The 26,119-nt window shown below is 45.6% G+C and carries 26 protein-coding genes and 1 riboswitch; of the genes, 4 read left to right on the top strand and 22 right to left on the bottom strand.

The window, feature by feature from the left end; translation table 11 throughout:
* Position 1 precedes the first annotated feature (1 nt).
* From ESE_RS11305 to ESE_RS0101990, 4 genes are all read right to left on the bottom strand, one after another.
* A complete protein-coding gene (locus tag ESE_RS11305) occupies positions 2-346 on the bottom strand; it encodes a hypothetical protein (RefSeq protein WP_010370407.1) in 345 nt (114 codons plus the stop codon).
* A gap of 117 nt (positions 347-463) precedes the next feature.
* On the bottom strand, positions 464-1,990 hold the full coding sequence (gene murE, locus ESE_RS0102000; protein WP_010370404.1) for a UDP-N-acetylmuramyl-tripeptide synthetase: 1,527 nt from the start codon (positions 1,988-1,990) through the stop codon (positions 464-466).
* A 28-nt stretch (positions 1,991-2,018) separates the two neighbouring features.
* Complete coding sequence (locus tag ESE_RS0101995; RefSeq protein WP_010370401.1) at positions 2,019-2,627, bottom strand: non-canonical purine NTP pyrophosphatase; 609 nt, start codon at positions 2,625-2,627, stop codon at positions 2,019-2,021.
* The gene (locus tag ESE_RS0101990) at positions 2,627-3,925 is read right to left on the bottom strand and encodes a bifunctional folylpolyglutamate synthase/dihydrofolate synthase (protein WP_010370399.1); all 1,299 of its coding nucleotides are present in this window, start codon (positions 3,923-3,925) and stop codon (positions 2,627-2,629) included. The genes ESE_RS0101995 and ESE_RS0101990 overlap by 1 nt, the downstream gene beginning before the upstream one ends.
* Before the next feature lie 328 nt (positions 3,926-4,253).
* Between ESE_RS0101990 and ESE_RS0101985 the strand changes: the two genes are divergently transcribed.
* Genes ESE_RS0101985 through ESE_RS0101975 form a run of 3 tightly spaced genes read left to right on the top strand, consistent with a single transcriptional unit; the run spans position 4,254 to position 6,818 of the window.
* On the top strand, positions 4,254-5,003 hold the full coding sequence (locus ESE_RS0101985; protein ID WP_010370396.1) for a metal ABC transporter ATP-binding protein: 750 nt from the start codon (positions 4,254-4,256) through the stop codon (positions 5,001-5,003).
* Position 5,004: 1 nt separating this feature from the next.
* Entirely contained in the window at positions 5,005-5,844 is an 840-nt protein-coding gene (locus tag ESE_RS0101980) for a metal ABC transporter permease (RefSeq protein ID WP_010370393.1), read from the top strand.
* A 29-nt stretch (positions 5,845-5,873) separates the two neighbouring features.
* On the top strand, positions 5,874-6,818 hold the full coding sequence (locus ESE_RS0101975) for a metal ABC transporter solute-binding protein, Zn/Mn family (RefSeq protein ID WP_010370390.1): 945 nt from the start codon (positions 5,874-5,876) through the stop codon (positions 6,816-6,818).
* Positions 6,819-6,991: 173 nt separating this feature from the next.
* On the opposite strand, the gene ESE_RS0101970 is transcribed toward ESE_RS0101975, so the two are convergent.
* The 18 genes from ESE_RS0101970 to ESE_RS0101885 form a co-directional block, all read right to left on the bottom strand.
* Entirely contained in the window at positions 6,992-7,435 is a 444-nt protein-coding gene (locus ESE_RS0101970; protein WP_010370388.1) for a hypothetical protein, read from the bottom strand.
* A gap of 49 nt (positions 7,436-7,484) precedes the next feature.
* Complete coding sequence (locus ESE_RS0101965) at positions 7,485-8,441, bottom strand: diacylglycerol kinase (RefSeq protein ID WP_010370385.1); 957 nt, start codon at positions 8,439-8,441, stop codon at positions 7,485-7,487.
* 103 nt (positions 8,442-8,544) lie between these two features.
* On the bottom strand, positions 8,545-9,990 hold the full coding sequence (gene gatB / locus ESE_RS0101960) for an Asp-tRNA(Asn)/Glu-tRNA(Gln) amidotransferase subunit GatB (protein ID WP_010370382.1): 1,446 nt from the start codon (positions 9,988-9,990) through the stop codon (positions 8,545-8,547).
* Positions 9,990-11,447, bottom strand: coding sequence for an Asp-tRNA(Asn)/Glu-tRNA(Gln) amidotransferase subunit GatA (gene gatA, locus ESE_RS0101955; RefSeq protein ID WP_010370379.1), 1,458 nt, complete (start codon positions 11,445-11,447; stop codon positions 9,990-9,992). The genes gatB and gatA overlap by 1 nt, the downstream gene beginning before the upstream one ends.
* A complete protein-coding gene (gene gatC / locus ESE_RS0101950; protein ID WP_010370377.1) occupies positions 11,447-11,758 on the bottom strand; it encodes an Asp-tRNA(Asn)/Glu-tRNA(Gln) amidotransferase subunit GatC in 312 nt (103 codons plus the stop codon). The genes gatA and gatC overlap by 1 nt, the downstream gene beginning before the upstream one ends.
* A gap of 53 nt (positions 11,759-11,811) precedes the next feature.
* On the bottom strand, positions 11,812-13,212 hold the full coding sequence (locus ESE_RS0101945; RefSeq protein WP_010370374.1) for an RsmF rRNA methyltransferase first C-terminal domain-containing protein: 1,401 nt from the start codon (positions 13,210-13,212) through the stop codon (positions 11,812-11,814).
* A 104-nt stretch (positions 13,213-13,316) separates the two neighbouring features.
* Positions 13,317-14,147 carry a Cof-type HAD-IIB family hydrolase gene (locus tag ESE_RS0101940; RefSeq protein ID WP_010370371.1) on the bottom strand — a complete coding sequence of 277 codons (831 nt, stop codon included), beginning with the start codon at positions 14,145-14,147 and terminating at the stop codon, positions 13,317-13,319.
* 74 nt (positions 14,148-14,221) lie between these two features.
* On the bottom strand, positions 14,222-16,597 hold the full coding sequence (locus ESE_RS0101935; RefSeq protein WP_010370367.1) for a Xaa-Pro dipeptidyl-peptidase: 2,376 nt from the start codon (positions 16,595-16,597) through the stop codon (positions 14,222-14,224).
* A gap of 106 nt (positions 16,598-16,703) precedes the next feature.
* Complete coding sequence (locus tag ESE_RS0101930) at positions 16,704-17,516, bottom strand: DUF4097 family beta strand repeat-containing protein (protein WP_010370365.1); 813 nt, start codon at positions 17,514-17,516, stop codon at positions 16,704-16,706.
* 4 nt (positions 17,517-17,520) lie between these two features.
* Positions 17,521-18,141, bottom strand: coding sequence for a DUF1700 domain-containing protein (locus ESE_RS0101925; protein ID WP_010370361.1), 621 nt, complete (start codon positions 18,139-18,141; stop codon positions 17,521-17,523).
* 5 nt (positions 18,142-18,146) lie between these two features.
* The gene (locus tag ESE_RS0101920) at positions 18,147-18,455 is read right to left on the bottom strand and encodes a PadR family transcriptional regulator (RefSeq protein WP_010370357.1); all 309 of its coding nucleotides are present in this window, start codon (positions 18,453-18,455) and stop codon (positions 18,147-18,149) included.
* Positions 18,456-18,610: 155 nt separating this feature from the next.
* Positions 18,611-19,201: a hypothetical protein gene (locus ESE_RS0101915; RefSeq protein ID WP_174855496.1), complete on the bottom strand. Its 591-nt coding sequence runs from the start codon at positions 19,199-19,201 to the stop codon at positions 18,611-18,613.
* A gap of 128 nt (positions 19,202-19,329) precedes the next feature.
* The gene (locus ESE_RS0101910; protein WP_010370351.1) at positions 19,330-20,718 is read right to left on the bottom strand and encodes an Nramp family divalent metal transporter; all 1,389 of its coding nucleotides are present in this window, start codon (positions 20,716-20,718) and stop codon (positions 19,330-19,332) included.
* Positions 20,719-21,036: 318 nt separating this feature from the next.
* On the bottom strand, positions 21,037-21,522 hold the full coding sequence (locus ESE_RS0101905) for a universal stress protein (RefSeq protein ID WP_010370349.1): 486 nt from the start codon (positions 21,520-21,522) through the stop codon (positions 21,037-21,039).
* 112 nt (positions 21,523-21,634) lie between these two features.
* The gene (locus tag ESE_RS0101900; protein ID WP_010370346.1) at positions 21,635-22,147 is read right to left on the bottom strand and encodes a YehS family protein; all 513 of its coding nucleotides are present in this window, start codon (positions 22,145-22,147) and stop codon (positions 21,635-21,637) included.
* Between the two features lie 55 nt (positions 22,148-22,202).
* Positions 22,203-23,123 (bottom strand): ribokinase, encoded by a 921-nt coding sequence (gene rbsK / locus ESE_RS0101895; RefSeq protein WP_010370343.1) that lies wholly within the window; start codon positions 23,121-23,123, stop codon positions 22,203-22,205.
* Positions 23,124-23,206: 83 nt separating this feature from the next.
* Positions 23,207-24,199: an aldo/keto reductase gene (locus ESE_RS0101890; RefSeq protein ID WP_010370341.1), complete on the bottom strand. Its 993-nt coding sequence runs from the start codon at positions 24,197-24,199 to the stop codon at positions 23,207-23,209.
* 58 nt (positions 24,200-24,257) lie between these two features.
* Entirely contained in the window at positions 24,258-25,232 is a 975-nt protein-coding gene (locus ESE_RS0101885) for a ribose-phosphate diphosphokinase (protein WP_010370339.1), read from the bottom strand.
* Between the two features lie 123 nt (positions 25,233-25,355).
* Positions 25,356-25,444, top strand: a riboswitch (TPP riboswitch).
* Between the two features lie 107 nt (positions 25,445-25,551).
* Between ESE_RS0101885 and ESE_RS0101880 the strand changes: the two genes are divergently transcribed.
* Entirely contained in the window at positions 25,552-26,118 is a 567-nt protein-coding gene (locus ESE_RS0101880; RefSeq protein WP_029237427.1) for an ECF transporter S component, read from the top strand.
* The last annotated feature ends 1 nt before the right edge of the window (position 26,119 follow it).

The raw sequence follows: 26,119 nt of genomic DNA, 5'->3' as shown, positions 1-26,119 counted from the left end.
GTTATTCCTCTTCTTCGTCCTCTTCCTCGGCATCATCGTCTTCCAACTTGATGTCTTCTGGAATTTCTTCTTCGTCCTCTTCCTCTTCGTCACTCTTACGTGGCGCAGGGTTGTCAGTCTTTACCAAAATCTTAGTTTCTGACATGCGAACGACAGCACGGTGATTGTATTCGTTAACCGTTGCCGTATCTTCTGGGTCGTTCTCCGTAATCAAGACCAACAATGAGTGCTCGTAAATCTTTTCCACGATACCCTTAAAGTCGTGTTCGAAGTTAGCAAACTTCTTACCTTCAACGAAGTCGCCCAAGTCGAACTCTGACGTGTTTTCTGCAGGTTCCTTAGCCATGGCACTATCCCCTTTTAATTCTCTGCACATTTAATGCATTTATTTATTATTAGTAACACAAAAAATCGCCGTAACAACGGCAATTCTGTTTATTATAGCAAAAATTCGCTTTAAAAACTAGGCTTCCAATTCGGAAACGACGCGTTGGGCAACTGCCCAGTCGTTTTCATACGGTGTATCAACACCGCCAATCTTTTGATACTCATCCAATCCCTTCGCTGCCAAAACAACAACATCGTTGGGACCAGCTGCCTTAATGGCCTCAGTAATCGCAATCGTGCGGTCCATTTCACGGTTAATCACCACATGATCATTGGTAATCGCTGCTTGGATTTCATCAGCAATGGCGTTTGGATCCTCAAATTGTGGATCATCACTCGTTAAGTAAACAACATCCGCACCCTCGCTGACCGCTTGCCCAATACCTGGCCGACGCGAAACGCCCTTGTTGCCAGGTGCACCAACCACAATCGTTAACTTTTCGACGGTCTCATTCGTGCGGACAAAATTAAGTAAAGCCGCGATTGAGGCATAGTTGTGTGCATAGTCAACGTAAATTGTACCGTGGTTTTGGGTCGTTAATACTTGCATTCGACCCGGGATTTTAACCACTTCGAGTCCTTCATGCATCGCATCTGTGTCAGCACCAACCAGACGCGTCGCAATCATCGCTGCCACGGCATTTCCTTGGTTAAAGTCACCCGGCATATCCAGATGATAGTCACCTGCAATACCAAGGCGTGCCGCTTGCTGACCAGCTTCACGTACAGCGAAGGTGCTACCCTGCAAGTCCGCTTCAACAGTATCGTAATAGACGTCTGCCTTTGGTGAATCTTCGTCCTCGCGACCATATAGCCAAATCCCATCACGTGGTACCGCTAGCTCCGCGTGCTCAATCAACTCACTAAAATGATCTGAATCAGCATTCAGAATGATTTGCTCGGAGTGATCAAACAACATCATTTTGTGTTCCAAATAATCTTCAAACGTTGGGTGCTCATTTTCCCCAACGTGATCGGGACTAATGTTCAAGAAAACACCGACGTTAAAGCGTAGCCCGTAAACCCGTTCCATCTTGTAGGCCTGCGATGAGACTTCCATCACCATGTGCGTCATCCCATTTGCGACAGCCTCTGCCATCCAACGGAACAAATCCAATGATTCTGGTGTCGTCAAATGTGCGCGGTAATGGAACTTTGGGTCAGCCCCGGTGATAACTTGTAACGTCGATGACAAAGCCACCTTGTCGTCAGTAGCCACCCGAAGCATTTCGTATGCCATATAAGTGGCTGACGTCTTGCCTTTGGTACCCGTGATACCAATCAACGCCAACTTATTTTGTGGGTAATCATAGAAGGCCATACTCAAAACACTCATCGCCGCTGGCACGTCATCAACCACCCAAGTTGGCAAGTCAGTGTCGTGCGTGAACGACGTAGGCGCAACGATGGCCTTAACCCCTTTTGCAATCGCGTCTGTTAAATATTCAGCCTTGAAACGTCCTTTGATAAACAACAACGTTTCAGGTGCTACATCATTTGAATTATAAGCTAAATGCTTGAGCTCACCTTTAAATTCTGGCGTGCTGATCAATAAATCCTGATCAGCCAAAATTTCTGTAATTTGTTGTGCTGTGAGTGCCATCATTTAACTCTCCTATATCTACTTGTTCTTAATTTGCCAATTCGCCAGCTGACCGTAATTGCGCCAACATATCAATGGCAGCGCGGCCCCGGTGAGCGTAATTGACACGGTCCGGCATGTCAATTTCAGCCAATGTTTGACCGTTTTCCGTGACCATGAGCTCGTCTAACCCATTACGCCCGCCACGCGGTTCCAGTGCTAACGTGACACCGCCACGTGCCTGGCTGAAATAACGCTGACCAGTTGGTGTAATTACCACAAAGTCTGCTTGCAAATACGCCGTGCGATCCGCGCCGTCTGGTAGTTGTGCCAACACATAAGCATTAATTTCCGCATCCCCACGTAGTTGATGGGCTTGGAATTCACGCATGGTTGTGACACCAAAATGATCCGGAATGGCTGGAATAAACATCGCTGAATCGTCCGCCAAAATGTATTCATCCGGTAACAACGCATGGATGGTTGCCGCTTTAACTTGCGCATTTTCCGCCATGTCATCCGTGGTTTCTGCTGGAAAAGCAATCTGATCGTGTAACTCACGATAATTGATAGCTGTTACCCCTAATGTTTGCAAGTAATCTACCATTTCAGCGGTTTTATGTGAATTATTCGATGCAATTACGAGTCGTGTCAGCATTACATCTCCTCCGTTTCAATCGCGCGCAAGGTATAAAATGACCCCGTGACAACAATCAACGCTTCTGATGATTCACGCACCCGACGGGCCAATGTAATCGCCGCACTCGGGTCATCCGCGATTTCCACATCGACATTGCTCATCATCACAATCTTAGCGGCCAGTTCGTCCGCAGACATCGCACGATCTGAATCCGGCGTCACCGCAATGACTGTATCAACGTGTGGTAACAATTCCTCCAGCATGTCGTGGTATTGCTTACCTTGTAATAACCCTAAGACCACAACTGGCTTAAATGGTAAATGCCAAGAACGAATGGCTGCCACCAAACTGATAATGCCATCTGGGTTGTGGGCCCCGTCGAACAAAATATTACGCTTTTCATCAAATTCCATCCGGCCTTTAATTTTGACGTGCGCTAACGCTTCAGCAACTGCGACGTCTTCAATCGTATAACCACGTTCCTTTAAGACCGTCACAATTTGCAAAACTGTACTCAAATTATTGGCCTGATAGGCACCAGTTAGTGACAGCTTCAACCCTTCAAATTGATCGGCATTCAGCTCCAAACCGCGTGGCGATGACTTAACGATCGTAATTGCCGGCTTAGGATGCGTGTTCCATTTCGCCCCAACGGCAATCGCTTTTTCTTTCAGCAAGCGATACACTTCGATATCCTGACCCGGATAATTCACGATGGTTGCACCCGCTTTAATCGCACCTGCTTTATCAGCCGCGATTTCAAGTAAATCATTTCCCAACAAACCGATGTGATCATATGAAATTTTCGTAAATGCAACAACCAATGGGTTATCAACCACATTCGTGGCATCGCGTAAGCCACCCACACCAGCCTCTAAAATCACAAAATCCATTTCAGTGCGGGCGAAGTGATCCAAGGCAATCAATGTCCACCATTCAAACTTGGTCAACGTATCCTCATCACCACCATGCGCTTTAATTTCTTCTAAGACATGTTGATAGCTTTTAACGAAGGCTTCTTCACTAATCATCTCACCATTCGTTGTAATCACTTCGCGATCATTCAAAATTGCCGGTGTCGAAAAGTGACCAACCTGGTAACCAGCCGTCTCCAAAATACTAGCCAGCATCACCCCAGTTGACCCTTTACCATTGGTACCGACGATATGAATAACCTTTAATTGTCGCTCAGGATTACCCATCCAGCGCAAAATTTCTTGCAACATGCCGACACGATTACCGTGTTCATCAGGTCTTACTCGCCAAGCACCACCCATTTTTGATGTAATTTGTCGATAAGTTTCAGCCGCACCCATGATTTACCTGTCCTTATAATAATGAAGAAATCGTGACCGAGTGACCATTCACCCGTTCCGTGTTGGCATTCGATATAATATGGCCAACAAAACTGTTTTTCTAACGGTTAATTTTACCATAGATGGGCAGTATCGGAACGCTTGGACTTATCATTTACCAGCTAATTAACTAATTTTAGTCGTATTGTTCGGTTATATAAAATATGATGGTTTTTTCATATATAAAATATTAACTTTTTCGTTTGTCAACCCGGACAAAAACTGGTAGATTGTTATGCGTCATTCTTTTTTACTTTTGAAAAGTAAGTATATATGAAGGGATTTGCATATGTTAACCATCTCAAATCTGACTGTTGGGTACGAATACGGCCCGATTTTTACAGATTTATCCATTTCATTTAACGATAACGAATTGATTGGGATTATCGGACCAAATGGGGCCGGTAAATCAACGTTAATTAAATCCATCCTAGGCATTATTCAACCAAGTGCTGGTGACATCACCCTAAATGATGTCCCGGTCACCAATCGTCTGCGCCGTGACAAATTCGCTTATGTACCACAACGCAGCGATTTGGACTTAGACTTCCCAGTAAATGTCTTCGATTTAGTGATGATGGGCGTTTTGTCCCAAATATCACGTTGGCATAGTGTTGGTAAAACTGAAGAAGCACTGGTGCAACAGGCGCTTGAACGGATGGACATTGCCCATTTGGCAAATCGTTCTTTAAATGAATTGTCAGGTGGACAACGGCAACGCGCATTAGTTGCGCGAGCATTAGTGCAAGATGCGGATATTTACCTCCTCGACGAACCATTCGTCGGCATCGACGTGGCATCTGAAGCCCAAATTATGGATGCCTTACGTGAACTCCGGGATGCGGGTAAAACCATCATTATTGTGCACCATGATTTAAGCAAAGTCGCTAACTACTTCGACTCGGTTGTCTTACTCAACCATGGCATTCTAAATCAAGGTACGCCAGAGCAAGTCATGGATGCAACGAGCTTGTCGCAAGCCTACGGTGATCATTTGATCATCATGGATCGTCACAATCACATTGTGCAAGGAGGCTAAAATGGCAGCACTTTTGAATTTTTTCCACGCTTTCGGACAGTACACTTTTTTGCAGAACGCTTTGCTCGCTGGTGTTATCATTGGTTTGGTTTCCGGCGTGATTGGCGCGTTTAGTATTTTGCAAGGGACGGCACTAATCGGTGATGCCATGTCGCACGCGGTTTTGCCAGGTATCGCCATCGCGGCTTTACTCGGCATCCCCTACTACTGGGGCGCTGGTGTGTTTGGTTTGCTAGCCGCCCTCATCATTAACTTCATCGCGGAACATACCCCGTTAAAGACTGATGCGGCGATTGGCCTCACGTTTAGTAGCTTCTTTGCATTAGGCACAATTATTATGACAGCAGGTCACTCAACCACCAAGTTAACTGATATTTTATTCGGAAATATCCTCGCCGTTTCTGGTGGTGACCTCATTTCAAGCCTTGTGATTGGCTTAATTGTTATCCTAGTTGTTGCTATTTTCTACCGTGAGTTATATCTCACAACTTTTGATCGATCATATGCGCAAGCGCAAGGTATTCGTGCAAATCTATTCCGAAACCTGTTGGTCGTCATGATTACTTTGGTTATCATTGTGGCATTACGCGCCGTCGGGGTCATTTTGGTAACGGCCCTGCTCATCACCCCAGCAGCAAGCGCCCGATTATTAGTTAAGCGTTTCCAACCAATGATTTGGTTATCTGCGGCATTTGGTGTGTTGAGTGCTTTTGTTGGTTTATTTCTTAGTTACACGTTTGACTGGCCATCTGGTCCCGCCATCGTTGTGACTGGTGCGGTTATTTTTATTTTATCGTTTATTGCTCATACAGGTTTGCGATTGCAAAATCGTCACGCCTAGTCTTTTTAAACAATTAGGAGTTTAGTTTTATGAAGCGCATTATTGGGATTATTGTTGCCCTTGTTGTGGTTGTTGCTGTTGCATTTGGTTTGATGCACCGCAACGATCAGTCAGATGGTCGTGCAGCTGACGGCCGTTTGAACGTTGTCTCATCATTTTCAATTATTAATCAAATTTCTGAAGAAATCGGTGGTAAGTACGTTAATGCCCACACGATTACCGCAATTGGGGCTGACCAACACGATTATGACCCTACCCCAACCGATGTTAAGCGTACGCAAGACGCCGCAATCGTCTTTGCAAACGGCTTGAACTTGGAAAAGGGTGGCTCAGGTTGGTTTGATAAGTTGATGAAGACCACCGATAAGCACGCTGGTAAGGAAATCTTCAACGTGACGGACGGCATTAAGACAATTAAGCTAACGACAGCTGGTGTGGCTGGTCAAGATAACCCCCACGCTTGGAACGGTGTACTAGAAGGTAAGACTTACGCTGCTAACATTGCCAAGGTCCTTGAAAAGAAGGATCCTGCCCACAAGGCTTATTATGCTAAGCGTGCAACGGCTTATGAAGCAAAGTTGCAAAAGTTGTATGACAAGTGGCACGCTAAGTTTGCCGCTTTGCCTGCTGATGATAAGAAGTTGGTTACGCAAGAAGGTGCCATGGCCTACTTCGCCCGTGACTTTGGTTTGAAGCCATACTTCATCTGGGAAATCGATACTGAATCAAATGGTACCCCTTCACAAATCCGCACGTTGGTTGAAGCTTTGCAAGGCGAAAAGGTTCGCGCAACCTTTGTTGAGCAAGGTGAATCAGACAAGCCAATGCAAACGGTTATCTCACAAATCAACTCACACATTGCTGGTGAGTTGTGGACGGATTCTGTTTCAAAGCAGTCTGGCGTTGTCCCAACGTACTACGATTTGTTGAACCACAACGCACAAACAATCTATGATGGTTTGACGTCAAAGTAAAGTATTACAAAAGCACCCGCTTAGGTTTTAGGCCTAAACGGGTGCTTTTTACGTCTATAAAAAAAAACGCCGTCCCTGGTGCAGGACGACGTCTAAGATTACGCTGTACCTTTATAATAGTCTAAATTCGTGAAAAAACAACTATTTGCGTGCGATGAAACCATGCCCCGCCATCAGTTTATATCACGCCGTGTGATGACATTATGATTTAATAATGTTTTCAATATTAAATCATATGCCTGGTTTTGCTGCATATCACGTAGCGTCGCCACCAAATCACGGTCACGCGTCGTTAAATCTGGGCTAAGCAGCAACGACTCAAGATATTCCGCTGCGATCGAGGCTTGTTCATCGCGCTTCGCTACAAACACAGGTCGCATCTCTTCAGGATCAACATAAAATGATACTGATGTCAGACCCTCACCGCGACGACCATCTGGTTGTGACACATCAACATGTAAACTCTGTCGCTGCGTGGCATCAGTTGGCAAGGTATCTAATTGTGCCAATGCAATTGCCATATCCCATGCTCGCTTAGTATGATGGGCTAATTGTTGGTAGAAAGCGTGCTTTGTATTAGCAGGCTGCGCGACACTGGTTTTCTTTTTTCCAAACATGTTCATTCCTCACAAAAGAGCCTACCAGAACATCTGGCAGGCTCTTTTTTTACTTGTGTTCATCCAATAAGATTGGGGCCTTAATCAAGTTATCACTTGGCATATCATCAACATTCGCAACCATTGCGATGTGGGCGTGATAATTCTTAAAGACGACCGGTGCATCCCCACCGTACTCGCCATCCAAGTTAATCATAATCTTAGCATTTTCATCTAATGGTGTAATTTCAACATTTTCTGATTTTACATACAACAAGTTTGGATCATCGACGTGCTTACCAGTTAGCACTTCTGAAATTAAGCCCAAGATTTCAGCGAACTTTGTTGTCTTAACCACCAACAACGTAAACTTACCATCGTCCAACTTAGCATCTGGCACGATTTGTTCAAAACCGCCGACTGAATTAGTTAAGGCCAGGAAAAACATTGATGAAGTACCTTCAAATTCACCATCGTCATACTTAACGCGCAAATTCATTGGTGCCACACGAGTCAACATTTCAGCACCCTTCACAACATAGGCCAGGTATCCATACATTGACTTAAGCTTTGATGGGACTGAATACGTCAATTCAGACAATGAGCCACCAGCTGCGATGTTAATAAAATACGTGTCATTGGCGCGTCCAACATCCATCTTAGCGGCCTTGCCCTTTAGGATGACCTTAGCAGCCGCTAGCGGATCCTCACGTGGAATGCGCAAAGCACGTGCATAGTCATTGGTTGTCCCAGCCGGAATAATCGCCAACATTGGGCGCTTATCCAATGGCGCAATGCCGTTAACAACTTCATTGATTGTACCGTCACCACCGGCCGCAATCAGCAAATCAAACCCAGCTTCCGCAGCTCGACGCGCCTCATTTAACGCTGAATTAGGCTCAGGCGTTGTAGCAAACGCACTGGTTTCATAACCAGCTTGTTCATAAACATTTAAAATATCAACCAAATCACGACGAATCGCCTCACGCCCAGAGGTTGGGTTATAAATGATACGTGCACGCTTCATAGCTGTGTTTCTCCTCTTAGAAATAATTATATGTACTGCCCGGTATAGAGTTTCCTACACCGAGCCTAAAGTTAGCTTTACAACAGAGTGTTGCTTGCGCTTCTTATTCGGGCTTACGAGCTTGCAAACCAGCCATCAACAATTCGTTAACAACATTTGGATTTGCATTACCCTTAGTTTCCTTCATGATCTTACCAACCAAGAAGCCAACCGCACGGTCCTTACCATTGTGGAAGTCAATGATTGATTGCTCATTGTCATCCAAAATACCGTCAATAATTGGCGTCAAAACAGCTGGATCAGACAATTGCTTCAAGCCATTGGCCTCAACGTATTCGACAGGGTCTTCACCTTGCGTAATCGCTGCAAAGACCTTCTTAGCCATCTTCGTTGAAATCGTACCGTCATCAATCAACTTAATCATGCCGGCCAAGTGTGCTGGTGTCAAAGCAGTCTCTTCCAAATCAACTTGCTTCTCGTTCAAGTACGCGTTGACATCACCCATCAAGTAGTTAGCTGAACGCTTTGGATCGGCACCTTCTGCAACGGTTGCGTCGAAGAAGTTTGCCATCGCCAATGTTTGCGTCAAAACTTCTGAGTCATAGACTTCCAAACCAAGTTCATCAACATAGCGCGCCTTACGTTCAGTTGCTGATTCTGGCAACTTCGCACGGACTTCTGCAATCCATTCGTCAGTCACATGGACTGGTGTCAAATCAGGTTCTGGGAAGTAACGATAATCATCAGCCGTTTCCTTCTCACGCATCAAGATTGTCTCACCAGTTGCTTCATCAAAGCGACGTGTTTGTTGCTTGATTGTGCCACCAGCCATGTAAATCTTAGCGTGACGATCTTCTTCGAACGCCAATGCCTTACGCACATAGTTGAATGAGTTCAAGTTCTTCAACTCGACCTTTGTACCGTATTCCTTAGAACCGACTGGGCGAATTGAGATGTTGGCGTCGACACGCATTGACCCTTCTTGCATCTTAACGTCTGAGATACCCGTAAATTGGATGGCTTGACGCAAAGCTTCAAGGTAGGCGTAGGCCTCGTCTGGTGATGAAATATCAGGGGCCCCAACGATTTCAATCAATGGTGTTCCTTGACGGTTCAAGTCAACATATGAGTAGCCATCCGTCCCGTGGGTGTTCTTACCAGCATCTTCTTCAACGTGCAGTTCCGTGATACCCACACGCTTCTTCTCACCCTCAAACTCGATCTCCAACCAACCATTACGGCCGATTGGTTCTTGTTGTTGTGTGATTTGGTATGCCTTAGGGTTATCTGGGTAGAAGTAATTCTTACGGTCCCAGTGCAAATCACGTGTAACCTCAGCATTCAAAGCCAAAGCGGCCATCATACCGTATTCCAACGCACCCTTATTTGCTTGTGGCAAAACACCAGGGTAACCCCAATCAATGACATTTGTATTTGCGTTAGGCTCAGCACCATATTGTACAGGTGATGGTGACATTGCCTTTGAGTTTGTCTTCAACTCAACGTGGACTTCAAGACCAATCGTCGTTTCAAAATTCGGCACAGCCATTACTTGTTACCCCCCGGTACTTGTTCGAACAAACGTGTTGCTTGCTCATAAGCGTAGGCAGCACGGTAAATTGTCTCTTCTTGGAAGCGGTTTGCAATAAATTGCATGCCAACTGGCAAACCGTTAACAAAACCAGCTGGTACTGACATTCCTGGCAAACCAGCCATGTTAACTGGAATTGTCAAAACGTCATTCATGTAAGTGACTTCAGGATCATCCTCATTGGCACCAAAGTTGTAAGCAACATTTGGCGTCGTTGGTGCGATAATCAAATCGTACTTCGCAAACACATTTTGGAAGTCTTCGTTCATCAACGTACGCACTTGCGCAGCCTTCTTAAAGAAGGCATCGTAAGTACCGGCTGACAATGAATACGTTCCCAACATGATACGGCGCTTCACTTCGTCACCGAAACCTTGTGAACGCGTTTGGACATACAAGTCATCCAAGTTCTTCACACCTTCTGGACGGAAGCCGTAGCGAATACCATCGAAACGTTGCAAGTTTGACGATGCTTCAGCTGAACCCAAAATGTAGTAAGCTGCCACGCCGTACTTGGTGTGTGGCAATGACACTTCTTCGACTTCTGCGCCGAGCTCTTGCAACTTAGCAATACCAGCCTTGATTGTGGCCTTAACATCGGCATTGATACCAGCTCCAAAGTATTCCGTTGGCACCGCAATCTTCAAGCCCTTGATATCACCCGTCAAGTTCGCTGTGAAATCAGGCACCGCAATATCTGATGATGTTTGATCCTTCTCATCTTGTCCAGCCATCGCTGACAAAACGCGAGCGTTGTCCTTAACCGTGCGGGTGAAGACCCCTACTTGGTCCAATGATGACGCAAAGGCGATAACACCCCAACGTGATACACGACCGTAAGTTGGCTTCATACCAACGATACCGTTAAAGGCCGCTGGTTGACGGATTGAACCACCCGTGTCAGTTCCCAATGCAAATGGCACTTGACCAGCTGCAACGGCAACGGCAGATCCACCAGATGAACCACCAGGCACCTTGGTTTGGTCCCAAGCGTTCTTCGTCTTACGATAATATGACGTTTCGCTGGTTGAACCCATGGCAAATTCGTCCATGTTCAACTTACCAACGCCAACAGCACCGTTAGCGCGCAACTTTTCGATAACCGTTGCATCGTAAATTGGCTTAAAGTTTTGCAAAATCTTTGAAGCAGCAGTTGTTGTGACACCCTTAGTTACCAAGTTGTCCTTGATACCATATGGAATACCTGACAAGATGTTGTCTGGGTCAATGCCGGCTTCATCAATTGCCTTAGCTTCTGCCAAAGCTTCATCCTTCATCACTGTGATAAAGGCTTCATACGTATCGTCAGTTGCAGCAATGTTTGACAACGTTGCTTCTGCCAACTCAACGGCTGTGATTTCCTTGTTCACGAGTTGTTCGTGCAAGGTTTCCAAATCTGTGTGCAAGAAATCCATTAGCCCTCTGCTCCTTCATCAAGAATAGCTGGCACCTTAATCAAGGTATCCGTGTGTTCTGGTGCGTTTGCCAACAATTCTGCTGACTGGTGGGCGTTTACAGCCACATCTTCACGCAACACTGTCCGCATTTCAGTAACTGAATACGTTGGTGCAACACCTTCCGTATCAACTTCTGACAATGTCGTGACCACTTCAAAAATCTTCTCCAAGTGATCCGTGAACATGTCAGCTTCTGCGTCCGTCAAAGTCAACTTTGCCAAGTTGGCAACGTGTTCAACTTCTTCACGTGTAATTTGCTCGTTTGCCATGTGCATTCCTTTCAACGCTGTAATAATTCTATCTTACCAAAGAATAACGCAGTTTAGTACATATCGTCAGACAATTCGTTTTTCTCTTCGCGAACTTGGAAACGTAACCCCTTCGGATAGAAGTTTTTCATTTGACCATCAACCAACTTACCAAAGCCAGTACCGTTTCCACCAATTTCTAGCAAGTACCAGCCATTTTTGTACTGCTCACGGTCACGAATCATAAATGTATCACCGTGAACATACTTGGCCCATTCTTCATCAGTCACTTCGTAGCGACGGGTGAATTGATCCGGGTGCAATGCTAACGCCAATGCCAAACTTGGCTCAAAACGCTTCTTTTTCAGCGTTCCTAAGTGGACCCCAACCCGCATCACTTGTAGGCCGGTCAAATCAGGCGTTCCTTCTGGGGCCGCGTAGACTTGATCACCGAACGCAATCAACAACGCTGGGTCGTAATCCGGTAAGAAATCAGTTCGGAAATCTTGCCAAAGTGCTCGTTGGTCCTTCGTCAAGTTTGACTTCGCCAACTTAGGTTCCTTAGCAACATAGTCGTCTTCGGTTTGATTTGAAACTAACTTGGCCATGAAGTGTCCTTCACCATCTGAGTGGTGTGGGAACAAACGGGCCGTCTTCTTCAAATCAGGGTTTCCGTCAGCCCATTCTGGCTTACCATCATCCATGCCTTCATATTTATCTGCATCGACAATTTCCAAGTCAGGACGTTCACTGATTAGCCAAGCGATAATGCGCTCATCTTCTTCAGGGGCGAACGTGCAAGTTGAGTAGACCAATTGGCCACCTGGCTTTAGCATCTTAACTGCTTCTTCCAAAATCTCACGTTGACGGGTGGCGTTCTCTTCTGGGTAGTGCTCATGCCAATACTTAATCGCAGCGGGATCTTTACGGAACATCCCCTCACCTGAACATGGCGCATCCAACACAATTTTATCGAAGTATTGTGGGAACTTCGGTGACAATTCCTGTGGTGAATGATTCGTCACAATCGCGTTTTGTACCCCAAAACGTTCGACATTTTCACTCAAGATTGCTGCTCGCTTACGGAAGATTTCGTTAGACACTAACAAACCCTTTTGCTCCATAAACGACGCCAAGTGGGTTGTTTTACCACCTGGTGCAGCCGCTAAGTCCAACACGCGTTCACCAGGCTTAGGCCGGGCTAATTCGCCAACCAACTGTGCAGACGGTTCTTGTGAGTAAATGACACCCGTTGTGTGGTCAACAGAGTGGCCTTTCACGGCCCCATAGTTGCCCCATTTTCCCCATGGTACTTTGCCGTCGGACTCAGTGTCATATAAGTCCATATTGGCCTTCAAGGGGTTCTGGCGAAATGCCTTTACGACAGGCTTATCAAATGATTCGATAAATGCATCTGCCTCATCGCCTAATAGTTGGCGGTATTTTTCTTCAAATCCTTCTGGTAACTCCGCCATCACAGCGCTCCTTTTATTATGTATTCAAACTCTATTTTACACGTTTTTACTGCGCAAAAAAAGCACTGCTCTTGCACAGTGCTTTCACATTTGTTAAGTGATTTTTAAAGGGACAATTTTAGTAACTTTTCAAGGTAACGTGCCAGCCCATCTTCTTCGTTGGTATAGTCCGTCATATCATCCGCGATGGCCTTTAATTCTGGATTCCCGTTCTTCATCACCACGCCATGTGTGGCATAGCCGATCATCTCGAAATCATTCATTTCGTCACCGAACGCATAAATATCATCGCGCTTAATATCATAGGCTTTGCGCAAGACATCTAGGCCAGTATCCTTTGAAACCCCGGCTGGTGCGACTTCAAGCACTGGTGACTCACCACCCCATGTCTTGACATTAACACGATCAGCCCCGTAACGGTCCGTCACGAAATGTTGAATTTGTGATTGATGCAAGGCATTTTCGGCGTGAATCAGAATGGCATTAACATCCGTCTGTAGATTCAAGCGGTCTAACATTTTGCGGCCTGTTTCATCTTGTGGGAAGAAAATAGCATCTTCCGTCCCACGCTGCGGACCATTACCGTTTGCCCAAACATCATTCTTACTTTCGGCTACCACCGTATCAATCCCCATCATCTGCGCATTTTCCAATAAATCAAACGCAATTTCACGGTCGATATTAAATGAATACTCATGATCCCAGTGTTGATAAGGCTTGTGCCCCAATGACCCGTTAAAATTAATCATCGGTGATTGCAATCCCAACGTGTCATAGATGTCCATTGACAAACGCACTGGTCGTCCAGTCACAATCGAAACAATGTGACCTTCACGTTGCGCAGCTTGTAAAGTACGACGCGTGCGGTCAGATACCTTGCCTGCGTCATTTAGTGTTGTTTTATCCAAATCTATGCCGATTAGCTTACGATCCATCGTCTGCCCCCCCTCGTTCTAAACTCAATTGTTACCATGGTAGCATAAAGTGGCAATGACGCGGAAAAATAATCCTATTTTTGTGTGTTGTCCTGTAATGGCACAATTAACTGGCTTTGTTCGACATCGATGGTGTAACGAATATCTTGGTTACCGCGCACCGTCATTTCAAAGTCAGTACCATAAATAATCACACCAAGCTGATGACCAGCCGGCAATCGATAACGGGTTGGTTGCAGGGTGAGCGCCACGTCAACAAATTCGTCTGGCACAAGGTCATCCACACGCCATGGTGCTGTCCGATTCTGAAGATTGATGTGACCAATACTAATCATCTTTTCAGTCGTTGGTTTTGCCAATTGAAATTCCACTAATGGCGTCGGCTGCCATCCAGTACCACGATCAATTAGCACGCCCTGCGGTCGTGGTGTCGCTGCTAGACGCCGGGCTTCACCATAATCAACCAGCATGGCGCTCACTAAGCCAACATCTGCCGATGACTTAATCCGTAATTGTAACGTCACTTCACCATCAATGACCATATCCTTTTCAAAAGCAGGTTGCACAAAAACCACCCGGTTCACATCTAACTTGTCATTCTCACGTTGCAACATCTGTTGGCGCCACGCGTTGAAATCTTGCTTATACGCGGCAAAATCGTCCGCGATTTGCCAGTCTTCATACTGAACTGTCGCCGTTTCAGCAACTAATGGCAATGTTGTAAGCGTCGTCGTCCCCCACTCATGCCCGGTCTCCCAAGTCTCAGCTTGATCATTTGCTTGCCAAGTAACATCTGGTAACTGGCTAGCTGCTTGATTTTGGACACCGTAGAGCTTATAGCTCAACCACAAATTCATTTGATCCGCAAAATCAAGGGAGCGGTTATTGTTAATGTAAATATGTTGTCCTTGGTGAAGATACAGTTTCTTAACTACTGGCAATTTTTGTAAGTTTTGCCATAAGCGGAACACCTGACGTGGTTTAACATTCCAATCATTCAAACCATGGACCATCACAATATCAGCCTGAATATTTGGCACATTATTTAGGTAATTACGCGCATCCCAGTACGTATTGTAATCAGCGGTGGTACGATCCATATGCTCAGCCGTTGCATGCTGGAACCCATGCCATTGCATCTTGGTACGGTGCCAATCCGCACTATCCAACATGCGCGAATACACTAATTCCGCCAAGACATCCATATCCTCGCCAGGGAAACCACCGGGCGCAATGACCAAACCGTTATCACGGTAGTATTGATACCAATCCGAAATCGCCGCTTCAGAAATCACCGTTTCCAGACCGCGTACGCCGGTTGTTGCCACCGCGGTCGCCAGTGTCCCCAAGTAAGACTTACCCGTCATCGCCACTTTACCATTCGACCAGTTTGCTTTAATGGTTTGACCACTGTGCTTATCGATGAATGCCAGCCGGTCACCTGCCAACCACTCAACAACAGCCCGCATGCTAGCCACCTGTTCTGGTGACCCTGTATCCTGCATCCCGTCCGAATGACGCGTCCCGACCCCAGCTGAATAGACAACCGCAAAGCCACGTGCCAAGAAATAATTGTTTAAATCAACATGTGACGTACCAGTAAACGATTCTGTCGTTTCAGTCACCTCGCCTGCAATTTCGTGGGCTTCGGGCAAGGCTTCTTGTTCAGGCTCATATTTAATCTCTTCATACGTCAACGTGTTGGGTGTTTTGCGTAACAGTGCGACGTCAACATTGTGAACCAACGCATCATTCGCTTCATTATTTAGCCCTTGGTAATAAGGTGACGCGGTAAAGAGCGTTGGCACCTTAACGCCAGTATCTGGTCGAATTACCTCGGCGCGCACCAAATCTCGGACACCATCGCCATCAGTGTCAACGTCCGTCTCAACGTACACCACTTCACGAATTAACGCACTCGTATCAAATGTGGCCATTGCCTTACCATTGAAAAACAGTGGCACGTTGTTCTTCATAAAATACCCACGACTAGCTAGGTCGTCAATGAATTGCAGCCCATTACGTGTATGCGTCACCAATAATTGGTACCAAGCTGTCAAAACATCATCCGCATCCCAACGTCGCGCCTTGTGATAGAGTGGCAAATTAATGGTCGCCACGGCTTCAGCCACTTTGTCGAACGTATAATCAACATCCTCAACAAAACCTAACAATTGCAAAGCGACGGCGTTAAACACCTCTTCCGTCACTGGCGCACCACTATTTAAGTACCCAGCCAAATCCTCACGAGTGTTAATGGCAATATCACGGAACTTCACACGACCGTCCTGCACTTCTGGAAAGGCAATCCGTAATAACTCCCGCCAAACCGCCGTCGCATTTTTTGCGTGTGCTACCTGAACTGGTTCATCATAAAAACCAATTGTCGCGAGTTCTTTTAATTGTGTTTCAAACGGTGTGTCGACCACCGCAAATTGATTAATTTTCATTGCTGTCACCCCTTTAATAGTCTGATTATACCAAAGATTAAAAAATTATTAGAGCATTAACGTGAAAAACACGGCGTCTCGTTCTGAGTCGCCGTGTTTTGCTAGTTTATTTTTTTAATTGAATCATGCCATTAGTTGTCTGCACGTGTAGCGCTTTATTTTGATCACCTGTTTGGTAATCTTTAGCACCAGCTGGCAAGTCAAATCCTTGGGCCGTCAAATAGCCACTATCTGTTTTAATTGCCATCCCAGGTGCAGTCACCCCTTGCAAAACAACTTGGCCGTTTTCCGCCGTAACATCGCTCGTTTCCGTTAAGGTCGTATTGTTTAGCTTTACCTGACCATTATCAGTTGTGATATGTGCCGACTTCAGGGTCACATTCTGCAGACGCGTTGCCCCGTTTTCTGCTTCACTTTTCACTGTGTCGCCGGTAACGTTCTCCAAACGAATACCACCATTATCATTGCGCAAAAGTGATTGCGTCACAGCCAAGCCTTTCACTGCTATGCCGCCATTTTCACTCGTCAAATCCAATTTATCCAGTTTCACCCCATCGGGTACCGTAATCGTGACAGCCGGATCATAACTCATCGTTGTCATCACATTATCCTGGTCCGTGGCATGGACAGTCAGCACGCCATCGCGTAACTGCGTGCTCATGTGTGCATTAATGGTTGTCATTTTGACACGCCATTCTGTCCCGCGCTTGATTTCAACGTAATTATTATCATTCGTCACCCGAAGCTGTTTAATATCCTGACCGGCAAAAGTTTTATTAATATGCTTAATATTGACCACCTTTGGGCCATCATGCCAAGCAACATTCAGATTGGCACCGCTCATGTAGCTACCAGCCATCATCACGCCACCAATTGCCATCCCAACACCACCAATAATCAACGCGTGCTTTAACTTCATCACTTTAACCCTCCGTTACTGGCGTGTGCTTCTTTGACAAGAAACGTCGACCAATCCACTTCAAAAATGTCACAAACATCTCAAACAACGCTTTCGTCACGGCCCAAACTAGCGGCGTGAAGAAAATAACTGCTGCCGTCAAAGCAATGCCCAAGCCCATGTAGAAAATGCCAGTCCCAACGGCTTGCGTGAGTACGCCAATACCAAGTACAAACATGAACAAACCACCGGCTAACGCCCCAACGATTCCCATATAGATACCAGCTAAAATCATCAGAAAAATAGCTAACACGCTCATAATACCAACCACTACGACGATGGCTAGTGGAATCAAAATTGGTGAGGCAAAGAGACCGAGAACAATTAACAAAATCATCATTGTCAAATTCTTTGTACGCTTACCTGCTGGCGCATCCTGCGCGGCATCATTATCTGACTCGATAAAATATTCGACTTTTAACGTCCGGGCAAATTGCTTAGGTGAACCATACTTCGCCACAATTTCATCTGTTGTCAGCCCCGCATCCATCATTTGCTCCTCATAAAACTGCAAGAGTTCATCGCGTTCATCTGCCGGAATACCTGACATATTTGCTTTCACTTCTGCTAAATACTCATTAACCATATTGCCTACTTCTCCTCCAATAGTGAATTAATAGCTTGGCGGAAATCGCCCCAAGCCGCCTTGATTTCTGTTAAATGTTCTTGCCCGGTTTCAGTCAAGCGATAATAACGTCGAATGCGGCCTTCAAACGGCTGATCATATGTCTCCAGATAACCATCTTTCTTTAAGCGTCGTAGAACCGGATACATCGTTGATTCGCTGACACCCAATAAATCCTGCATCGCTTTGGTAATAATATAGCCGTACGTATCTTCTTTAGCTAATAGTGCTAACACAGATCCGTCCAGCAAAGCGGTTGGTACTTGAATGTTCATCACCGCATCTCCTTTGTTTTATATAACACTATTTATCGTATAACATTATGTTATATGAGATATAATGTTATGTCAAGAATAAAGCCGTCAGCAATTCTTATTACTGACGGCTTTACTGTTATTTAGTTTAAATAGGGCACGGGTTTCAAATTATCTTATCGTCGCTCCAGTTTAATCAGTTCCAACGTTGTCATGATGACCTGCCCCTTCCGAAGCTTCGTATTATAGGACTGCACATACATGCCATCTTGCGAATCAGTCCCCATCATTTCATTAATAAAGCCTTTTTTGGTGCTTACTAAATTACCAGAACCTTGTACAGCAGTAATCTTATACTTACCAGGTTTAATATCTTTACCCACCTTATACACACCCGCATGTAGGTCACCTGACTTAATTGCCTTGCGCTTGGTAACCGCTTCAAAATGGGCCGTAACCCCACTTAAAGAAATATTAACCTTTTTCTTCAAATCCAGGGTATAAGACGAAACATACATGTCAGTACCCATATCTGCATTAGGATCACCTAGAACGACATTAGTATCGCCTGTCGAACTTGTAAAATTCCCACTTGTCCCATTAGTTGGCGTGACAATGTATCGACCAGGTTTGATATCTGTTCCGACTGTATAATCACCTGCAGTCAAGTCGGTCGTCTTGCCGGCCGCGTTGACTGCTGTCATCATGCCAAAGACTGCCGCGCCGACAGCTAATACGATTAAAAATAATTGACGTAATTTCATCATTTCAATCCTCCCATCTGAATGTACGTTCAGTATAGGAATCCTTTATGAAGATTTATTGTTCGGTGCTCAAAACGATAAATTCCGCAAAAAAGCACCTCAATCCGAAGATTGAAGTGCTTACTTAATGTTTATAGCCAGTTCGCAATGATTTGAACGACCAATTGAATGTTCAAACCTGTTAGCACGATAAAGACCAACCAGGCTAGAATTGTCATCCACTTCGGGTTAACGAAATCTTCCCCCATCACCTTCTTAGATGATGTAAACAAAATCAACGGTGCCATGGCAAATGGCAAGGCGATTGATAGGAACACCTGTGAGTTAATCAACAACGTATCCAACTTCGCTTCATCCCCACCATACATCAACGTAAAGGCGATGACTGGTGCCAAGGCTAGTCCACGGGTAATCATACGACGAGCCCACATTGGAATCTTCAAGCGCAGGAATCCTGCCATGACAACTTCACCAGTTAGCGTCCCCGTAATCGTTGAGTTTTGTCCTGATGCTAACAAAGCGACCGCAAACAACGTTGACAAAACCGGTGATGCAATCGCACCAGCAACCGTACTATCTGACAACGCCGTGTACATTTGACCGAACGTTCCAACTGAATCACCGTGACCGAAGAACAATGATGCTCCCAAAATCAACAACAATGAGTTAACAACAAAGGCCAACGTCAATTGGATGTTTGAATCCCAGGTCATGAAGCGCACCGCTTCCTTCAATTCAGCCTTGTTTTCACGGTTGATCTTACGTGTTTGTGAAACTGATGAGTGCAAGTACAAGTTGTGCGGCATCACCGTTGCACCAACAATTCCCAAGGTCATCAGCAATGGTGAATCAACACCCTTAGGTGCATGTGTGCTAACGGCTTGTAGCTGTGGCACATAACCACCTAGCATCGCCACGATATCTGGATTTGATGACACCACCAAATAACCAAAAATAAACAAGATGGTCAAAATCAATGTAATGACAATTGCTTCGATTTTACGGAAACCAAAACGCATCAATAATAATAGCAAAATAACATCAAATGCCGTTGTCAAAACAGAGGCAATCATTGACCAACCAAATAGCAAGTGCAACGCAATGGCCCCACCGATAACTTCGGCAATATCCGTTGCAATCAACGCTAATTCAGTCATAATCCACAATACAAAGCCACCTGACTTTGATGTGCGGGCACGCGTAGCTTGCGCCAAATCTTCGCGCTTCACCATTCCCAATTTACCAGCCATGTATTGTAACATCATCGCAATCAATGATGAGACCAAAACAACTGACAAAAGCGTGTAGTGGTAGTTCGCACCACCCGCTACTGATGTCACCCAGTTACCCGGATCCATGTATCCGACCGCAACCAGTGCACCGGGCCCTGAAAAAGCCCACAATTTGCGCCAAAATGAACCGTTCGTTGGCACTTCAACTGAACCATTCACGTCGCCTAGACTTGCGTCAGCAGTTGCATCGCCGACGAAGTGCTTCTTTGTCATTTCTTCCTTAGACATGACAAACCTCCTATATACGAGAAAAAGTCGTAGTGAGGAGGGTTCCCCAGTGTACTATTCACTTTTTAGTTAATAGTGCTAAACAAATTTCATAAAGGATTTCGTCCAACTAACCATGTTAGTTGAAGGCTTATGACTTTCGCTTAACCGGGGCTCCTCACCCGCAAGTGCTAGTATACAGTTCATATTATGCATAAGCAACCCTATTTTTTCACATCTGTCAAAAATAATTCAATAAGGTGAATTATTCTAGTTTTCTTAATAAAAAATAAGCAGAGCAATCATGCTCCGCTTACAAATTCTTCATACTTTATTTTCTTACTTGGCATCAACAGCCGTGTCACAGCGGGCAATCATTGACGATACTTTGGCGTGACGAGCCACATAAACGGCTTGTGACCCAAGTGATTCCCAGAAGCCCTTCTTTGAGTGGGCCCCGATAATAATCAAATCCGCCCCAATCTTAGGCGCCAAGACGTCAACTAAGACTTCACCAGCCCGTTGGCCACTATCATATACCACTTCAACCTGCTTCACGCCGTGTGACTCCGCATATGCCTTGTAACGATCAAGATTAGCAGCCAAGTTGTCTTGCATCATTTGCACCGCTGGCAAATTCAACACATCAACCGCCGACAATTCACCCAATTCCAGAATTGATGCAATGTACAACGTCGCATCGTCCTCAATTGCCTGGTGAATCGCATTGGCCAACGCCACATGTCCTTGTTGTGACTCATCGACACCAACCAAAATCTTTTGGAAATGCATTGGTTCGATATTCAAGTTCAAGTCTTCTGTCATAGTGATATCCCCCATATCTATTGTTATGGGCTCAGTATAGCAAATTGGGTCAGTATTTTCCGTGCCGAACCCTTGAAAAAAGCTGGATACCATTGGCACCCAGCTTCACAAATTATTCTGTTTTACCCGCTTCAGCGTTATCACGGAAAGTTATGGCCATTCCTGCTAATAATTTACGCATAAATTGGTCACCAACAACCAAATATTTAGGATGTCCTTTGCGACGTAGCATCGCACCAACTTCCCCCTTGGTGACTGTAAAGCCATCGGCCGTCCAAAAATCAAGCAAGTCTTCATTTGAATAAGTCATCGCAATCTTCAACTTTTTGATCACAACGTTATTAATATCATTATCACGTTGCATACTGTAATCAGGCTCAATTGGATTACCGTCTTCGTCCTTCTTCACACCACGTTGCGAAATAATCAGCCCATTCATAAAGACTTCTAAGTCATGCCGACTCAACTTTTCATCACGTGGTGTATCCGGTTCTTGCTTCGTCATGATGTCTTGATACTGTTCCTTAGTCATTTTCAGACCACCCAGTTCAAAAATTTTAATCATGTCAGCATTCTTAATATTAAAAATAAAGCGGATGCGACGCACAATATCGTTATTATTCATTACAAATCTCTCGTTTCGATTGAAAAAGGCTGGGACTCACCCAGCCTTTGCAAGCTTAACCACGTGAGGCATTCACTTGATCAAGCGTTGGAATTGATGGTTGTGCACCGGCACCTTGGACCGTAATAGCTGCCGCTGCATTTGCAAAGCGCACTGCATCTTCAACATTACGCATGTCGGCGTCAAGCTTCGTTGTTAGCGCACCGATAAACGTATCACCAGCCGCCGTTGTGTCAACTGCCTTAACCTTCAAGGCCGGCACAAACCCATTTTCACCATCAGCCATGTGGAAGTACGAGCCGCGTTCGCCAACCGTAATAATCACATTTTTGGCACCCATTTCTTGTAAGCGCTTGGCGGCACTTTCCATTGATAGGTCATCAGTTACTGGAATACCCGTAATAATTTCGGCTTCTGTCTCATTTGGCACCACTAAATCAGTCAGTGCCAACAATTCAGCGGGAATATCCTTGGTTGCTGGCGCGGGATTGAGCACCGTCATGACATCAGCAGCCTTGGCCGCTTTAAATGCGCTCAGTGTGGCAACCATTGGCGTCTCAAATTGGGCAATCAACACGTCTGACGCTTTAATCGTTGCATCGGCTGCGGCAACATTTGATTCATTCACTTGGCGGTTCGCGCCACCGAGAATCAAAATGGTGTTGTTTGAGTCAGCCTCAAGCATAATGTATGCAGCACCTGTTGCAACACCTGATAGTTCAGCCACATGGGCTGTATCAATACCATCCGCTTGTAATGCATCTAGTAATAGTTGCCCGTTCTGGTCATCCCCGACGGCGCCAATAAAATTAACGTCCGCACCTAACCGCTTTGCTGCGACCGCTTGATTGGCACCCTTACCACCAGGCGCCGTTGAGGCATCATCCATTGCCAACGTTTCACCTTGTTGTGGCAAGTGTGGAATGTGCAATATGGTATCCGCATTCAACGAACCCAATACAATAATCTTCTTCATCACCAATGTGCTCCCTTATTTCTAGTCAATTTAGTATATCAAAAAAGATGGCCACTTGGAAAAGCGACCACCTTTCTTATCAACTACTTATTGTTCAAAATGGCATCAATCTTAGCCAGTTCTTCTGCAGACAAGGTCATGTTGTCCGCTACCTTCACGTTGTCCAACAAGTGATCAACTGAAGATGCGCCAATCACGATTGATGGCACGCGCTTGTCACGCAGCAACCATGCCATCGCCAATTGGGCCAACGTCTGACCACGGTCAGCAGCGACCGCATTCAAAGCGTTCAACTTCGCAACCGTTCCCTCAGGATCTTCCTTAATGAAAGCATTCGTGCGGTGCAGCGGCATATCAGCTGGGAAACCGTCCAAGTAACGATCCGTCAACAAGCCTTCAGCCAAAGGCCCATACGCAATCAGACCGGCATGGTGCTTATCCAATTCGGCCAACATATCCGTCGTTTCTGCTTCACGATTGAACATGTTGTATGACATTTGGTTACCAATGAATGGCGTGTGCAACTCATCAAAAATTTGACCGATTTCAGCAACTTGTTCCGTGGTGTAGTTTGAAACACCAACATACAATGCCTTACCTTGACGGACAATCAAATCTAACGCCTCAGCCGTTTCACGCAAATTTGTATTTGGATCCCAACGGTGTGCGTAGAAAATATCAACATAGTCCAGGTGCATGCGTTGCAATGACATATCCAACGCTGCCGTCAACGTCTTCTTACCAGAGAATTCACCCAAAGGACCTGGCCACATGTGGTAACCCGCCTTGGTGGTAATCACCAATTCGTTACGGTATGGCTTCAAATCCTTTTCGAAGACAGCTCCGAAAGTCTCTTCGGCTGAACCATCAGAAGGCCCATAATTAGAGGCGTTGTCAAATGAAAAAATACCATTATCAAACGCTTTTAACATCACTTCACGTGAGTTAGCAAGTGGCTTTTGGTCACCCAAATTACGCCACAAACCAAATGATAGCGCTGGCAAAATCAAGCCAGAATCAGCCACACGGCGGTATGGCATCACATCATAGCGATTATCAGCTGCTGCATAAACCATTGTAAATACCCCTCAATGTTCATTTTATTGCATGTTATTTCAATACCATCATAACATATTATAATTTGGCATCTGGATTATTCCGTGACTTTAGCAAGATATCCAACGGACGATTTTCATGGATGCGGACGATGGCGTCAGCCAATAATGGTGCGACTGACAGACGCGTAAACTTCGCACTCTGCTTTGCCTCTGGCATCAACAATGTATCCGTGAAGATGTAGTGGGAAATATTCTCGTCGGCTGCCAAGCGTTGAGCTGAATCACCCGATAAAACGGCGTGCGTTGCCACAACGAAGACATCGGTTGCCCCGTTTGCTCGCAAGGCGCGGGCTGTCATTTGCACACGGCGCCCCGTATCAACAATATCATCGACAATAATTGCCCGGCGACCGGCAACCTCACCCACAATCGCATCTGGCGATTCAGGCGTCGTCATCGCCACGTTGTCATTTACCACACCCCATGGGGCGTTCACCAAGTCAGCAAACTTGCGGGCACGCCCAGCACCGGTGTGATCCGGTGACACGACAACCAAGTTTTCCAACATGTTGCGACGATAGAAGTAATCGGACAACAACGGTGCCGCTTGCAAATGATCAACCGGGATATCAAAGAATCCTTGCAATTGGTCAGCGTGCAAATCGACAGCCAAAACGCGATCGATGCCGTCCATTTCAAGTAATGAAGCCACCATCTTGGCCGTGATTGGCTCACGCGACTTAGCCTTACGGTCTTGACGTGCGTATCCAAAGTATGGAATCACCACGTTAATGTGGGCGGCTGAAGCACGTCGAAGCGCATCAACGGCAATCATAATTTCCATGAAGGCATCATTCACCTCTTCAGCAATTGGTGCCACAATATAAATGTCATCACCACGAACACTTTCCAACACACGTTCGTAGATTTCACCATCAGCAAAACGCTTGATATCAATTTGACTTAAAGGTTGATGCAACTCATCTGCCACTGCTTCAGCTAACTCATGGTTAGCTGACAGACCGAACAACTTAATTTGGCACTCCTCCACGGGTGAATTCCTCCATTTTTCATTCAATATCTATATTCTATCAAATATTCAGTATAATTTCTCTGCTTAACTCACCAGCTAGTTGCATTGTACCTGCCAAGCCCCTATACTTACTTTAACGAATCAAACAAGCTGGGGTGCCAAGTGGCTGAGATGATACCCATAGAACCTGAGCAGGATAATGCCTGCTAGGGAGCTTGGTTTGTTTACGACTTAAAGTAAGCGAACCCCAGTATTGCCAAGACGGTTGATACTGGGGTTCTTTTTATTTTCCGAAGCTTTGGGCGATTCGAATTATATGAACGGGGGTTTGCACGTTATGCAAACAGTACAAGAACACAAGCGCGGATGGGCGCTACGTGATGTTATTTTTCTAGCCATTATCGCGATTTTTTTCGGGGTTATTTATCAGGTTTGGGGCGCGTCTTATTACGCCTTAGCCGCAATTCCAGCGCTCAAGCCATTCGCTAACGATATGACAATCGGGGTGTGGTTGATGGCCGGTCCATTAGCCGGGGTACTCCTTCGCAAAGTTGGCGCAACCTTGATTGGTGAAGTGTTGGCGGCCGTCGTTGAGATGCTCCTCTTCTCAAGTTGGGGTGCCGCTACTTTACTCTACGGTTTTGTTCAAGGAATCAGTTCCGAGCTTGGTTTCACCTTAACTGGCTACAAGAACTGGGATAAAATTGGGCTGACGCTGTCCGTGATTACTAGCACACTGATTACGTTTGCTTGGGACTTGTTCAACAGTGGCTACTTGGCCTATAAGCCTGGCCTATTGATCACCTTGTTCATCATTCGTTTGATTTCAGTCGGCTTTTTCGCCGGTATCCTTGTTTACTTGATTAAAGTCCTTGTTGAAAAGTCAGGTTTATTAAAGCGTTAAT

It is taken from the genome of Weissella cibaria KACC 11862 (genome assembly GCF_000193635.1).
GTDB lineage: Bacteria > Bacillota > Bacilli > Lactobacillales > Lactobacillaceae > Weissella > Weissella cibaria.
Note: the sequence above shows the minus strand (reverse complement) of the source record. Positions and strands in the feature narration are given on the sequence as shown.

Coding starts and splice junctions, on each gene's coding strand:
- ESE_RS11305 (WP_010370407.1), bottom strand. CDS start 346: ATGGCTAAGGAACCTGCAGAAAACACGTCAGAGTTCGACTTGGGCGAC.
- murE (WP_010370404.1), bottom strand. CDS start 1,990: ATGGCACTCACAGCACAACAAATTACAGAAATTTTGGCTGATCAGGAT.
- ESE_RS0101995 (WP_010370401.1), bottom strand. CDS start 2,627: ATGCTGACACGACTCGTAATTGCATCGAATAATTCACATAAAACCGCT.
- ESE_RS0101990 (WP_010370399.1), bottom strand. CDS start 3,925: ATGGGTGCGGCTGAAACTTATCGACAAATTACATCAAAAATGGGTGGT.
- ESE_RS0101985 (WP_010370396.1), top strand. CDS start 4,254: ATGTTAACCATCTCAAATCTGACTGTTGGGTACGAATACGGCCCGATT.
- ESE_RS0101980 (WP_010370393.1), top strand. CDS start 5,005: ATGGCAGCACTTTTGAATTTTTTCCACGCTTTCGGACAGTACACTTTT.
- ESE_RS0101975 (WP_010370390.1), top strand. CDS start 5,874: ATGAAGCGCATTATTGGGATTATTGTTGCCCTTGTTGTGGTTGTTGCT.
- ESE_RS0101970 (WP_010370388.1), bottom strand. CDS start 7,435: ATGTTTGGAAAAAAGAAAACCAGTGTCGCGCAGCCTGCTAATACAAAG.
- ESE_RS0101965 (WP_010370385.1), bottom strand. CDS start 8,441: ATGAAGCGTGCACGTATCATTTATAACCCAACCTCTGGGCGTGAGGCG.
- gatB (WP_010370382.1), bottom strand. CDS start 9,990: ATGGCTGTGCCGAATTTTGAAACGACGATTGGTCTTGAAGTCCACGTT.
- gatA (WP_010370379.1), bottom strand. CDS start 11,447: ATGGATTTCTTGCACACAGATTTGGAAACCTTGCACGAACAACTCGTG.
- gatC (WP_010370377.1), bottom strand. CDS start 11,758: ATGGCAAACGAGCAAATTACACGTGAAGAAGTTGAACACGTTGCCAAC.
- ESE_RS0101945 (WP_010370374.1), bottom strand. CDS start 13,212: ATGGCGGAGTTACCAGAAGGATTTGAAGAAAAATACCGCCAACTATTA.
- ESE_RS0101940 (WP_010370371.1), bottom strand. CDS start 14,147: ATGGATCGTAAGCTAATCGGCATAGATTTGGATAAAACAACACTAAAT.
- ESE_RS0101935 (WP_010370367.1), bottom strand. CDS start 16,597: ATGAAAATTAATCAATTTGCGGTGGTCGACACACCGTTTGAAACACAA.
- ESE_RS0101930 (WP_010370365.1), bottom strand. CDS start 17,516: ATGAAGTTAAAGCACGCGTTGATTATTGGTGGTGTTGGGATGGCAATT.
- ESE_RS0101925 (WP_010370361.1), bottom strand. CDS start 18,141: ATGGTTAATGAGTATTTAGCAGAAGTGAAAGCAAATATGTCAGGTATT.
- ESE_RS0101920 (WP_010370357.1), bottom strand. CDS start 18,455: ATGAACATTCAAGTACCAACCGCTTTGCTGGACGGATCTGTGTTAGCA.
- ESE_RS0101915 (WP_174855496.1), bottom strand. CDS start 19,201: ATGATGAAATTACGTCAATTATTTTTAATCGTATTAGCTGTCGGCGCG.
- ESE_RS0101910 (WP_010370351.1), bottom strand. CDS start 20,718: ATGTCTAAGGAAGAAATGACAAAGAAGCACTTCGTCGGCGATGCAACT.
- ESE_RS0101905 (WP_010370349.1), bottom strand. CDS start 21,522: ATGACAGAAGACTTGAACTTGAATATCGAACCAATGCATTTCCAAAAG.
- ESE_RS0101900 (WP_010370346.1), bottom strand. CDS start 22,147: ATGAATAATAACGATATTGTGCGTCGCATCCGCTTTATTTTTAATATT.
- rbsK (WP_010370343.1), bottom strand. CDS start 23,123: ATGAAGAAGATTATTGTATTGGGTTCGTTGAATGCGGATACCATATTG.
- ESE_RS0101890 (WP_010370341.1), bottom strand. CDS start 24,199: ATGGTTTATGCAGCAGCTGATAATCGCTATGATGTGATGCCATACCGC.
- ESE_RS0101880 (WP_029237427.1), top strand. CDS start 25,552: ATGCAAACAGTACAAGAACACAAGCGCGGATGGGCGCTACGTGATGTT.